The 13,860-nt window shown below is 35.9% G+C and carries 11 protein-coding genes and 1 riboswitch; of the genes, 1 reads left to right on the top strand and 10 read right to left on the bottom strand.

Translation table 11 applies throughout. From position 1 onward, the window contains the following. Positions 1-71 precede the first annotated feature (71 nt). The gene (locus ACM26V_RS05650) at positions 72-551 is read left to right on the top strand and encodes a glutathione peroxidase (protein ID WP_416150458.1); all 480 of its coding nucleotides are present in this window, start codon (positions 72-74) and stop codon (positions 549-551) included. A 160-nt stretch (positions 552-711) separates the two neighbouring features. Here the strand turns inward: ACM26V_RS05650 and metE are convergent, their stop codons facing one another. The 10 genes from metE to ACM26V_RS05600 form a co-directional block, all read right to left on the bottom strand. Beyond that, on the bottom strand, positions 712-2,994 hold the full coding sequence (gene metE / locus ACM26V_RS05645) for a 5-methyltetrahydropteroyltriglutamate--homocysteine S-methyltransferase (protein WP_416150457.1): 2,283 nt from the start codon (positions 2,992-2,994) through the stop codon (positions 712-714). A 203-nt stretch (positions 2,995-3,197) separates the two neighbouring features. Beyond that, positions 3,198-3,404: riboswitch (cobalamin riboswitch) on the bottom strand. Positions 3,405-3,468: 64 nt separating this feature from the next. Continuing rightward, on the bottom strand, positions 3,469-4,137 hold the full coding sequence (locus ACM26V_RS05640) for an HAD family hydrolase (RefSeq protein WP_416150456.1): 669 nt from the start codon (positions 4,135-4,137) through the stop codon (positions 3,469-3,471). Positions 4,138-4,285: 148 nt separating this feature from the next. Next, on the bottom strand, positions 4,286-5,788 hold the full coding sequence (locus ACM26V_RS05635) for an amidase family protein (RefSeq protein ID WP_416150455.1): 1,503 nt from the start codon (positions 5,786-5,788) through the stop codon (positions 4,286-4,288). A 316-nt stretch (positions 5,789-6,104) separates the two neighbouring features. Continuing rightward, the gene (locus ACM26V_RS05630; RefSeq protein ID WP_416150454.1) at positions 6,105-7,805 is read right to left on the bottom strand and encodes a DUF2207 domain-containing protein; all 1,701 of its coding nucleotides are present in this window, start codon (positions 7,803-7,805) and stop codon (positions 6,105-6,107) included. A 442-nt stretch (positions 7,806-8,247) separates the two neighbouring features. Then, the gene (locus tag ACM26V_RS05625) at positions 8,248-9,234 is read right to left on the bottom strand and encodes a methyl-accepting chemotaxis protein (protein WP_416150453.1); all 987 of its coding nucleotides are present in this window, start codon (positions 9,232-9,234) and stop codon (positions 8,248-8,250) included. A gap of 237 nt (positions 9,235-9,471) precedes the next feature. Beyond that, positions 9,472-10,728, bottom strand: a complete 1,257-nt coding sequence (locus ACM26V_RS05620) for an ABC transporter permease (RefSeq protein ID WP_416150452.1) — start codon at positions 10,726-10,728, stop codon at positions 9,472-9,474. Next, entirely contained in the window at positions 10,721-11,620 is a 900-nt protein-coding gene (locus ACM26V_RS05615; RefSeq protein WP_416150451.1) for an ABC transporter ATP-binding protein, read from the bottom strand. Before ACM26V_RS05615 ends, ACM26V_RS05620 begins: the two co-directional genes overlap by 8 nt. Then, positions 11,601-12,494: an ATP-binding cassette domain-containing protein gene (locus tag ACM26V_RS05610; RefSeq protein ID WP_416150450.1), complete on the bottom strand. Its 894-nt coding sequence runs from the start codon at positions 12,492-12,494 to the stop codon at positions 11,601-11,603. Before ACM26V_RS05610 ends, ACM26V_RS05615 begins: the two co-directional genes overlap by 20 nt. Beyond that, positions 12,491-12,883 (bottom strand): GntR family transcriptional regulator, encoded by a 393-nt coding sequence (locus tag ACM26V_RS05605; protein ID WP_416150449.1) that lies wholly within the window; start codon positions 12,881-12,883, stop codon positions 12,491-12,493. Before ACM26V_RS05605 ends, ACM26V_RS05610 begins: the two co-directional genes overlap by 4 nt. 155 nt (positions 12,884-13,038) lie before the next feature. Continuing rightward, the gene (locus ACM26V_RS05600; protein WP_416150448.1) at positions 13,039-13,770 is read right to left on the bottom strand and encodes a hypothetical protein; all 732 of its coding nucleotides are present in this window, start codon (positions 13,768-13,770) and stop codon (positions 13,039-13,041) included. Positions 13,771-13,860 lie beyond the last annotated feature (90 nt).

Below are 13,860 nucleotides of genomic sequence, written 5' to 3'. Positions count from 1 at the left end.
TTTCTAAGCATATACTTTGCACATAGCTATTACTTTACATAAACTAAAGTTATCATAAAGGAGGAATTGGAATGTCAACAGTTTACGAGTTTTCTGTTCAAAAACCGAACGATGAAGAAATTTCATTAGATACATATCAAGGCAATATTATTCTCATTGTCAACACAGCAACAAAATGTGGTTTAGCTCCACAGTTTAAAGAACTAGAAACTCTTTATCAAAAGTATAAGGATCGAGGAGTAGAAGTCCTTGGTTTTCCAAGTAACCAGTTTATGAATCAAGAGCCTGTCGATGATAAAGATATGACAGAAACATGCGAATTAAACTTCGGTGTTACGTTTCCATTATTTAAAAAAATTAACGTTAACGGCAAGGAAGCACATCCGCTATACAACCATTTAAAACAAGAGGGAAAAGGTATCCTTGGATCTGAAATCAAATGGAATTTCACGAAGTTTCTAATTGATCAGAATGGCAAAGTAGTCAAACGCTATTCGCCACAAACTTCACCCAGTAAAATAGAAAAAGATATAGAAAAACTTATTAAATAACGGTTTTATTATCGAAGTATTAGAAGGTTTTTATTTCCCCTTCCACGCTCTATGTCGAACGTCTATAGTAACCACAAAAAGCCATCACTTGATTATAATTCAAAGTGATGGCTTCTATTTTGCATCTTTACTTTTCAATCAATCTATCAGGATCATCCTTTTAAATTTTAACGCTACTTTTTACTTTTTCTCTCATCAAATGTGTTGCCTCAACCATATTTTTTAAAGCAGAAACTGTTTCATCTTCAGTTCTAGTCTTCAACCCACAATCAGGATTAACCCAAAATAAGAATGGAGGCAAGACGCCTAAGGATTCCTCAATTACTTTCGACATTTCTTCCACTTTTGGTATTCTAGGACTATGAATATCATAAACTCCTAAGCCAATACCTTTGTCATAGACATTTGTTTCAAATACTCGAATTAATTTCCCATGACTTTTAGACGTTTCAATTGATATGACATCGGCGTCCATGTCTTTGATAGAATCGATCATTTCATGAAATTCACTGTAACACATATGAGTATGAATTTGAGTCGTATCCTTCACTTTATAGGTTGCAGAACGGAAAGATTCAACAGCCCATTTTAAGTACTCTGCTTGGTTTTCTACCTTTAAAGGCAAGCCTTCTCGTAATGCAGGTTCGTCAACTTGAATCATTTCCACACCTGATTGCTCTAGATGATATATTTCTGATGTGAGTGCTTCAGCGATTTGATCAGCTACTGCTTTAGCTGGAATATCGTTACGTTCAAAAGACCAGTTTAATATCGTTACTGGGCCAGTTAGCATCCCTTTTACAGGTTTATCTGTAAGCGATTGAGCATATGCGCTCTCTCTAACAGTCATCGGTTTATCAAATGTCACATCTGCATAAATAACAGGAGGTTTTACACAACGAGAACCGTAGGACTGAACCCAACCATTTGTTGTTACTGCAAATCCATTCAACTTCTCACCGAAATACTCAACCATATCATTACGCTCAAACTCTCCATGGACAAAGACATCTAATCCTAGTGATTCCTGAATGGTAATCCAGCGTTGAATTTTTTCCTCAACCATACCCTGATACGTTTCTTCTGTTAACTCACCCCTTCGATAAGATGTTCGCGCTTTACGCATATCAAGAGTTTGTGGAAAACTACCAATTGTTGTTGTTGGAAGTATTGGTAATTGCCATTTCTTTTGCTGAATAGTATGCCTTTCTGAAAAAGGTAAGGATCGGTACGATTGAGCAATTTTCCCCTCTCTTTTATCATTCGACCGTTGGTACTTATCTTTAAACAGATCGACCTTCTGTTGATGCTCCTCCCAATCTCGAAGCACTTTATCTTTATCCGTTAATGCTCCTTTAAGTAATCTTAATTCTTCTAGTTTTTCATCAGCAAAAGCTAATCCATTTACCAAGTTATCATTAAGGGCTTTTTCTTTTCCTAACGAAACGGGTGAGTGAAGAAGGCTACAACTAGACTGAAGATGAAGTTGATGATTCGGTAAATATTCTCGAATACCTTTTACAATCGAAAAACTATTATTTAAATCAGTCTTCCAAATATTCTTCCCGTCAATGCATCCTAATGATAATATTTTATCGTTTGGAAACCCAAAATCTTTAATATATTGAACGTGTTTTTCTTTATCGTAAACCATATCCAATCCAATTCCAGCAACAGGTAAATGGACTATTTGTTCATAATGAGAAACAGAATCAAAATATGTTTGAAGTAGTATTTTTGAATTCGGAACAAGATCTGCCAGTTTTTCATAAATATCTTTTACTATTTCAATGTCGTCATCTGTTAAAGAAGTTACAAGATGCGGTTCATCGATTTGAATTAAATCCGCTCCCGCCTCCGTCAATTGACCAATAACTTTAGCATATAACGTTAGCAATATATCTAAGTAATACGAAAATTTTTCTTTTGGATATCCTTTAGAAAGCGATAAAAAGGAATACGGTCCAATGATGACAGGTTTCCCATTTATATTGAGTTCCTCTTTTGCTTCTAGAAAAGCGTTTAGAGGTTTATTCTCTGTTAGCTTTGGTACCCAATCGTTTTCAAATTCCGGAACAATATAGTGATAATTTGTGTTATACCATTTCGTCATCTCGCACGCTTCTGCATTTTTGCTTCCTCTCGCCATCGCAAAGTAAAGGTCTAGCGAATTACTTTCTGCTTGGTGTTTAAATCGATTGGGAATTAGTCCAAACATCGTGGCAGTATCTAACATGTGATCATAATAACTAAAATCACCTACTGGTATAATATCAAGATCCGATTGCTTTAATTTTTTTAAGCGATCTAAACGGATATCTTTCATTTTTACTTGAAAAGTGGATTGATCAAACTCCTTCTTCCAATAAGACTCTAGCGTCCTCTTCCATTCTCTCTCTTCACCGATTCTTGGATATCCTTGTACACTCGTTTTTAATTCCATTAATTACCCTCCTCGTAATTTAAAACATAAAAAAAGATATTCCCACCTTAAGATTAAAGGCGAAAATATCCAAGTAATATGTATGATCGATAAGTATTTAAAAAATACTTCTGAAGACACAGTTAATTACAAATGTCACCAAACGATGCTCTATCTCAGATAGATACACATGATATTTAACACCTCCCTATTTCCCGTAGGTCGACAGTGCTGTCAAAATAGGCAGGTCTCCTGACTTGATCGTAATCATATTCATCACCTTCCCAGATCTCAAAGCAAATCCAGTGGTTAAACGATGAATACTACAATCTTACAGTGGCGGGACCGTTCTGGCTTTTACCAGATTCCCTTTTAATAGATAAATAAGACTCTTGATCTTGATTTATCCAACCTATTTTCTACAGTATGAAATTGTTTGAATCTTAACTAATTTTTAAATGTTTGTCAACCCCAAAATATATTAGGCGTATCAAATCAAAAAACAGGCCATTGATTTTTCTCAGCAATCTCTCTCATCTCTTCACCCGGGTTAACAACGATTGGATGATTTACAAACTCAAGCAACGGTAAATCACTCTCGCTATCCGCATATGCCCAAATACTATCAGCCTTATCTAGGTTAATTGAACTAGAGTTTTGACTCAACCAATCTACAATTAATCTTACTTTCTCTTGCCCATTGACAATTGTTCCAATTTCTCCAGTACATAGACCCTCTTCGTCAAAAATAAGTTCTGTACTTATCACATGGGCATCTAAATTTAATTCTTTTTTAAAAGCAAACAAAAAAGGATGGAGCGCTCCAGATAATAAGACAATTTCATCTCCATCTGCTTGGTGCTGCCGGACTTTATCTACCAATTTATGATGAACTTCGGCAATTCCCTCTTGGACAAGTCTTTCGAAAAAAACTTTTAGTTCCTCGTCTGTTTTTCCTTTAAATGACTTAGCAAATGATTTGAAAAAGGAATGTCTAAATGCTTCTTTTCCCTTAATCATCCGAAGTACGACAGACTTCAGTAAACCTTGTCCAACAATAAGCCACTCTTTTATAGTGAACTCCTTTTTAGCGACTAGAAACATGCTTTTGAATGAGTTTCCTTGATACAGTGTTCCATCAAAATCGACTGTTACAACTGCCATCGATATCACCTCGATACCATTTTAATCTAATCACCTTTAAAAGTATATAATTACATAGTCTTCATATTTTATGTGAAATGAGGTAAATTCGTGAAAATATAGTCATATTATGTCGATATATTTTTATGGAGTCAAATATTAGCTTCTTTCATAATCTCATAAAAGGATTTTTGTGCACGTCGATCCATAAATCTGATTGTTCAAATAAAGTTGCAACTTGAAAAAGTAAATCTTCCTTCCCTCGAGCAGCCATGATTTGAACACCTATTGGTAATCCTTCATTTGTTTCATGAATTGGTAAACTCATGCCTGGTTGCCCTGTTAAATTTGCTAATTGCGTGAAAGGTGTACGTCCAAGACTTTGTTCAATCAATTGATCTAACATTCCTGATTTTAATAAACTTTTCCCAGCACGGAGTTTTGAAACAAGTTGAATTAACATTATTTCTTTCTTTTTCAAATCTAGTTCACCAATTTGTGCCTGTAGCATTGCCGTTGTTGGCGTAATATATAAGTCATACGTCTCATGGAATCTCTCCATTGCAATTGCTGCTTTGTCCCATTCTCGTAATCTCAAGACAAATTCTTCTGCTGATGTCCCTTTTCCTAAGAGTCCTAATAGCCACGTAGTAGGTTCCACATCAGCCATGGTTACATTTCTACCAAGATGCCTACCTATATCAGAAAGATTTGCTGCCACTTCTCCAAAATACAACGTTAAGTAACTCTTAGCAATTTGTTGACCATCTATTGGTGCATCTACTTCTTCTATCTGATGACCTTGTTTTTCTAGGCATTTTACCGCTCGATATACCCCTTCTTGACATTGTCTATCCACGGGAGTTCCTATCGGAGAATTCACAGAAAAAGCAACTCGTAAAGATCGATTAATTGGTTTATTCATAACATCTAAGTAGCTTCCATCAAAATTAGGAGCGCGAAAAGCATTTGTCTTTTCTTCTACAAAGAGTGCGTCCAAACAAGCAGCGCTATCTCTAACTGATTTTGTTATGACAAGTTCTGAAGAAGCTCCTTGCCAAACTCGGCCAGAATTTGGCCCGACAGGTGTCCTACCTCTCGTAGGCTTTAGACCAAATAATCCACAGTATGCTGCTGGTATTCGTATCGATCCACCCCCATCATTTGCTCCTGCTACTGGAACCATTCCTGAAGCAACAGCAGCTGCCGAACCTCCACTCGAACCTCCAGGCGTCACGTTAATATCCCAAGGATTCCTTGTAGCGCCATACAAAGAAGGCTCAGTTACACCCATTAGAGCAAATTCAGGAACATTCGTGTGCCCAATCATCACCATTCCTGCTTCTTTCAATCGTTTTGTATATGTTGCATCAGAAGTTGAGCGATAGTTTCTCAAACCACGAGAACCTGAAGTGATCTTTTGCCCTGCCGCTTCTTGTGTAATATCTTTTAGTAACATTGGTACCCCAAAGAATGGAGCTCCAGTTTCGGTTTCATTAACACTCTTCATTGCTTTAGCATAAAACTTTTGAACTACCGCATTTAATGTCGGATTTATTCCTTCAATTCTTGTAATCGCCTGTTCGATCATTTCATTATTCGATACTTCTTTATTACGTATTAATTCGGCTAAACCTAATCCATCATATCTTTCATACTGAAAACCTTTCACACATATTCCCCCTCTACATTAAAAGTATTACTTATTATAATGAATTCGTGAAATCTTAATTTATCCCCTCTTATTTTTAAGAAAAAGTTACTTAACGTGATATAAGTTAGCAGGAATGCTATCATTATGAACCGAATAGTATTTTCAAACGAGCAACATTGAGTAAAACTAGCTTTGTATATGGTGCACTAACTGCATTTGGAATTGTTAGTTTTATTTATAACTTCACAAAAAAATGACAATAAGGTAACTTGGAAATCCAAGTTACCTTATTGTCATTGAGAATTTTTTTGAAGACGAGTATGCAGAAATTATATTAAAAACCGCCGGAACCGCCACCACCACCGCCAACTCCAGTGCCGCCGCCAATAGTCCCACTTGAACCAGATGAGCTGCTAGCTGTAACAGTAGAGGTTTGAAATCCATCACTAAAGACGAGTCCTACTAATATAAATGTAGAAACATCGAACGATTGGTTAGATTGTGTCTTCGAATTACCTACTGATAATTGTTTAGATAAATCCTCACCCATATTTTTAATATTTTTTATATTCGAACCTAGTCCGAAGATGAATGCTTTCATTTGGTCCTCTTGATCAAATTTTTTCCAATCTTGTATCGTTACATTTGATAATTTTTGTTTGAATCCTCGCCAGTCTGTAGTGATTTTCCAACCTTTTTCCGTTCTAGGCTGATAAATCAAAGCAAATAACATTACAAATAGTATCATGGAAATCATAACTGTAACCGGAGCATATAAGTCATACATAAAGAGTGGAATTGTTGCTGGAATGAGTAGAAATGCAGTAATACCTAGTCCCCATCGGAACCTCGATTTATCAACATATAACTTTTCAGCTTTCAACTCGTCTTTTACAGCTTTCGCCCATTCACTCTGCTTGATTTGGAATTTTTCATGGTTTTCTTCCTTTTCCAAAAACGTCTTCATATCAGCAAAACAGAAAACTTCATCATTACCAATTTCATCAAAAAGCCAAAATATTAACATTCTTTCATGCTCTAACAAATCTTCCCTATTAATGATACGAAACGCATCATCTGAAACTTTTTCTATCTTTTTTTTACGAATGAGATCTAGTAATGATGCAGCTAACAGATCTGCTGTAGCCATTTGCTGCATATTCATTATCGTAGCAGGCATGCTAATCATAAGTTCAGGGACTCCTTCGACTTCACTGTTTTGGTAAATAGAAGAAGACTTTCTCTGACGATTTCTTTGCCATTCTCGACCTATTAATAACAAAAAGATGAGAGCTATCACTGGTATAGCATATCGAAATATATTGGCGAACATTTCCCTTCTTTCTGTATAAATTACTGCTTGCTCAGCTCTATCTTGTTGCTCACTTACGATCTCATCTCCAATAGTTCCCTCTACAAAATTGGATGATTCTTGAAATAAATTTGCATCAAATGCCGTGCGAACATCGCCATCTGTACCACCCTCTACATAGCCCATGGAAAATATCACAGTTCCGTCATCCGAGATCGTTTCAGAACCATCCGCACTGAAATAACCAATTGCTTGGACTTCATCAGTAGACTGTGGTGGATGAACAGTCACCGTCATCGATTCATAATCGGTTTCATTGCTACTATCAAAAAATGGCCAGTAAAACTCCCCAAAATCATTGTAAACATCAACACCATTTTCAATCGTATAATGTAAATCAATTGTGATCGTTTCATCAGATCCAGCTCGATGAATACGATGACTAATTTCTTCTTCTGTTTCTATCTGTAACGACTCTTCATTTTCATATGCTTCTAGATTAACAATAGAAGATTCTTCTCGATAGTTTAAATTACGTATAACCCCATTAAACTCTCCATCGAACTCATACGTGAATGACTCTTCTACTTCCACGTTTCCATCAGGTTGCAAATATGCGTCAATATTTGCGTTTGTAATTGTTAATTCAAAAGCACTTGCTGAACCAGGAAATGTAAGAAACACCATGGTCGTTAGTACCAAGAAGCCAAAACAGTTCCGCATGATCATCATCCTTTCATCATATTTATACGTGTTAGCATGACAAAGGTTTCACAATTTGTTCACTTTGTGTCCCCCCGCCCATCCTAAACCTTTATCGTAATTTCAAGATGAATTTTCAAATGTCACTGACAAATCTCCAATTTCTTCAAATTGCTTTAAAGTTTATTACCATTCAATTATAATAGAACGTGACAAAATTCGATACGTACATCCCTAGATGTTTTTAATAGCTAGCTGACTCTTATTCCATAGTAGATTGATTAACCGATTTTTAAGATGATTTCGTCACTCTATTGATAAATTTGACTGAAAGGAGAAAAATTTATGAGTGATCGAGAAATCCTTGAACTTTTGCATAAAAAAATAAATGGGATGTCCAGTAACATTGATGGACTAAATACTGAAGAGCCAATCCACATTTTGGACTGACTCTTCTTTATTATCATCCAATCGGTTCTACGACAATCACCGACCATCCTTTGCCCTTATAAGCATTGTATCCATTCGTTAAACAATAAGCATTAATATGGTTATTTTCAATAGAATAACCACGAGTTTCTTTTCCAGAGAGGACATTATTGACAGCTGTTAAATGTGTCAGTTTATCCTTTAATATCCCAGATCGGTCTCTTGATGCAATCACGTATCCCTCTGAATTTATCACATAAAGATCACTTTCATCAGCGAGTTGAACACGCTCAATAATATCGTAAATAAAATCCCAGTTGAACCGTGTGCTTAAGACTCCAATAATTTCTCCGTTTTCATTATGTACAGGACTAGAATAACCCATCGTAAAGCCACCAACAATAGTAGAGTAATACATGTCAGTTACGTGAACGTCATTCGTTCGAACTGTTTCTTTAAACCATTCTCGATCAGACATATCTTCCCCAACTTGATTTTCATTCTGAGAAGCAACAATAATTTCTCCTGTAATATCTACAACGAATAAGTCATAGTATACTTCATAAATACTATAAATGTTTCTCAAAAATGCATTAGCAATTTTTTTACTAATTGAGCTTGGCTCTGATAGACTATTTTTCACAGCATCGAAAGTAGCCCATGCTTGGACATCACAATTCCTTTCAAATAGATTCCGGTCGATCTTATCAATCGTGTCAAAAGCTATATCTACAGTTCTTACAGCAATTATTTCATTTGCTTTCGCTTGAATATCTTTTATAATTGCTTCACTTTCATTACTAGCATGGAAGCTTTGTTCAGCAAATTTTTTAATTTCAGTAGCTACAACTGCAAAACCACGCCCTGCTTCTCCAGCTCTAGCAGCCTCAATACCAGAATTCAATGCAAGAATATCTGATTTTCTAGATATATCTTTTATTTTCTTCATGACACCTTGCATTTTATCATTATCTTGCTTTAATTCGTTAATTAGTAACGATACATTCAGACTTTTCTCCATAGTACTGACCACCACACCCATCCCATATTATTTACAACTGTGAATATTAGAGTCTAACATCTCTATATTTATAGTATTATATCATAGTTTATTTACATATAATTCTATTTATTTTTATTTTTTTATGAAAACGATTCAAAAACACTATAATAGAACTATTACCTTTCACCAAAAAACCACAGATAGCTTTTTAATAAGCTACCTGCGGCTAATACAACAATAAAATACTATTAAATATTAGTTTTCCTTTTTCGATAATTTAAAGGCTTGCTTGAGGCCATTCTTAAACGAAAACTTCCCATACATAAGAACCCCACCTTTGTATATTCTCGCTGCCAGAACATTTATTAACACCGCACTCGTTACAAGAATTCCCATGATCAATACAATTTCCCATACTGGTACAGTGCTCATTCCTATACGTAGGAATAAAAGCTGTGGTGTGAAAAATGGGATATAGGATAATACTTGAATAATCATCAAATCTGGTGCATTTAAACCAAATATAGAGATGAAGAATGCAATCATCGCAATAAAAATTAGTGGTTGAATTGCTTGATTTACTTCTTCAGCACGACTAACAAGTGCACCGAGCATAGCCGCGATTCCACCATAAACAAAGTAACCTAATATGATCAACACTAACGCATAAATGATTAATGAGTAATCGATATATTCCGTGAAGATCGTATGAAGAAAATCTTCGCCACTCATATACGAACCAATTAAAACAGCAACGACTAATATTCCTAAGTTAACTAAACCTGCCAAACCAATGCCTAATATTTTTCCAAGCATTTGTGTCACCGGATTGACACTCGAAACTATCAATTCCATCACTCTAGAAGATTTTTCTGTCGCCACTTCTGTTGCAATCATAGTACCAAACATAATCACTACTAGATAAATGATAAAGACCATGCCATATACCATCCAATATGCTTGCATATGTGACTCTTGCGTTTGTACTTCGCCATTTTCACTCAACGGACTTTCACTGAAAGAAACCGGTGTGAAAATCATCGCTAATTCCTCTTCGTTCAAATCTAACTCTGTAGTAACGACTGTTTCTTTCACTCTCTGAACATCTTGATTCACTTCTTGAGCTACAGTGAAGTCTGTTCCTTCACTATAAAATTCTGCGTTTAAATTTGCACCATCGCCATGAATAGCAAGAACATATTCGTAGTCATTATCTTCGATTTCTGCAACCGCATCACCTTCGCTTCCTTCGGTATAATGCATGTAACGGAAAGATCCATCTTCAAATGAAGACAACATGTCTGCGAATGCACCTTGCATATTTGACTCATCAACAACGGCAATACTAGTGATGTCTTCCTCCTCATCATCACTAGAAAAATTCTCTAATATATGATTTAAGTTAAATAGCCCAATAATCAAGATTGACATAATCGCCATCGTTATCACAAAAGATTTTGATTTCAACTTTCTGCCTGTTGTATGTGATAGTGTCACCCAAAAATTATTCATCTGTATCACCTGCTTTGTCTATAAAAATTTCGTGTAACGAAGGTTCTTCGACTTCGAATTTTCGCACAAATCCTTTAGCTGATACTTGCTTGAAAATTTCTCCCGCAACTTCTTCACTTTGTACGGCAATCTGAGCTCCGTCATTACTTTTATCTAATTTAACGACTCCTTTGATACTGCTTATAAAATCAAGATCATAATCAGCTTTAACACTGACACTTTTTATGCCGTATGAACGCTTTATGTCTCGCAGATTTCCTTGAAGAACTGCTTTTCCTTGTTTTAGCATAATAAGATCTTCACAGAGTTCTTCGACATTTCTCATTTGGTGACTAGAAAAAACGATTGTGGTACCAGCTTTCTGAAGATCTAGCACGGCATCTTTTAGCATATCTGTATTCACTGGATCTAATCCACTGAATGGTTCATCGAGTATAAGCAATTCTGGTTTGTGAATTACCGCAGCCATAAATTGAATTTTTTGTTGGTTACCTTTGGATAACTCTTCAATTTTTTTATTCTCATTTTGTGGAACCTGGAAACGTTCAAGCCAGTGTCTAAGTTCTCGAATAATATCTGGTTTTTTCATTCCTTTTAAACGCATAAGATAAATAAGCTGTTCCTTTACCGTGAGTTTAGGAAATAATCCTCTCTCCTCAGGTAAATATCCAACTAAATGAGTCCGCTTGTATGTAAGCCGCTCTCCTCCCCAAGTAACTGATCCTTCCGTAGGATCAATTAGCCCAAGCGTCATTCTGAAAGATGTAGTTTTACCGGCACCATTGGCACCTAGCATCCCAAACATCTCTCCTTTTTCAACTGTTAATGATATACCATCAACCGCCTGATGCTTATCAAATTTCTTTTTAAGATTATTTATTACTAATGTCATTTTTACTTTCTCCTCCCTGCTGTTGCAAAAGTAAACGCAGAATTTCGGCAAACTCAAGACGATGTTGCATCACAATCTCGTAGTTTTCCCTTTTTATCGCTTCTTCTGTCCCTTTCATATCTTGACTAATAATTTCACAAGTATTTCCATTGTACTTTACGTCTATCACCCCCATAAGGTTTCGTATTTCTCCTGGATCTTTTAGCCATATACGACCATAGTTTTGTTGCAAATGATCTTTTTCATAACTTCCAGTAACATCTCCAGATTTCATACAAACGATATAATCAGCAAATTCCTTCACTTCTTCAGGAACATGTGTCGCAAAAAGAATCGATCTTTCAGGGTCATTCTCTAAGTATGCGACCCACTCTTCTCTCATTTTTTCTTGGCTCTCGATATCTACACCTGAAAGTGGTTCATCCATAACGAGTAGTTTTGTTTTGCGAGAAAGTGCTAATATGATAAGTGCTTGTTTTTGCATTCCTACAGATAGTGAGTCAAATGTCTTTGATAAAGGTAAGGTAAATCTAGTGATTAACCTTGAAAACGTTTCTTCTTCCCAACCTTCAAAGCCAATGTCATGAAGTTCAGCCAACTGTTTTAACGTAAATCTTTCATAACCTATACTCGTTTGTGGTACATATCCTATTTCTTCTCTCCACTTTCCGTTTACGTGTAAGTTATCAAAGCGGTTTATTTCACCGCTGTCAAGGTGAACCATCCCTGTAAGCAGTCGAATCAACGTACTTTTGCCAGCACCATTGTTTCCGATTAAAGCCGTAACTGTACCTGGTTTAATCATAAAATTTAGTGGGCCAAGCTGAAACTGTTTATCTATCTTTTTCTCCACTTTTATGAAATTAATCGTCACTGTTTTCCCTCCCTCAATATTCTTTCGAACCAATTTAAAAGGGCATCATCAGAATAGTGATAATCCTTACCTACTCGAGCTGCTTCTATTAACGCTTTCTTGACTGTCTCCTGCTTTTCAGAATCTTGGTCCCTTGTGTTGATTTCAGCAACAAATGTTCCTTTTCCTTGCTGAGTTTTGATATACCCTTTTTGCTCTAAGTTTTGATAAGAACGTCTCGTTGTAATTACGCTACAAGATAGTGATATGGCAAGTTTACGAATCGATGGAAGAGCTGTCCCAGCAGATAACTCACCACTGACAATGAGTGTTTTTATCTGCGATTCAACTTGATCATAGATTGGAGTCCGACTGTTCTCGTTGATTTTTATCGGTAGCAAACTAGACATGATAATCCACTCTTTTCGTACTAGCGGGCATTTTCCACAACCTGAACTGAAAACTTCTAATATTGAATAAAGTAAGTAGGAAATAACTCAAAAGAGGTGTATGTTTTATTTCAAATGAGTTGACCTTTTTGATCTCCATACAATTCCCCTCCTTCCTAGATGTGATAATCAGTTTTGTCTAGATACTTTTTCATGTAATTTACCCACAGTAGATTACATAGACCAGCGACTGGAATGATCATAACTGGTAGCAGGATCGGCATCTCCCGGGCTCCGATAACTACCCATTCAAATACAAAATTACCTGTCGTGAATCTAACAATCAGTAAGGTTCCGATTCCAACAATTAGCAAGACTATCCACCATATGCTCATATAAAGATTCGTCATATGGTCTCCAGGTTCGCTTGCTGCAACTAGACCAGCATTTCCAACCACGAGTAGAATCCAAATCAATGAGAATGAGAAATAATTTGGAAACAATAATTCAATTTCATTAGCAGACATAAAGAAGTAAAAAGATGAAAGGAATATCATGCTTGAAAATAACCCTAAAATGCAGCTGCTAATAAACCTCGAAACGATATTGGTCAATTGTGATATCGGCATTTGTCTGATAAGAATCTGTATTGGCGCGACGTAAAATTGACTCTTTATTTTTCGAATGAAAAAAGAATAGGGACGAAGCAAATAGATATTAACACTTAAGCCAATAATAAATAAAAAATCAACGATCATGGCCGTTTTCTCTTCTACTAGAAAATCAGGTAAGACATTTGAAAGTAGCCACCCGACTATAATAGCGATAACCATATTCATCAAATAGTAATATACAGGAGTATGCCTCATTTCAAATAAAATCAACTTTTTACAATGACTCCAATTCATTTTCTTACCTCCCTCTATTTATCATCTTGATGTTGTTATTATCCAACTGTTTATATCTATATATACAGTAACACACTGGTCATATTTTGC

Source organism: Salipaludibacillus sp. HK11 (genome assembly GCF_047795645.1).
In the GTDB taxonomy this organism is placed as follows: domain Bacteria; phylum Bacillota; class Bacilli; order Bacillales; family Salisediminibacteriaceae; genus Salipaludibacillus.
Note: the sequence above shows the minus strand (reverse complement) of the source record. Positions and strands in the feature narration are given on the sequence as shown.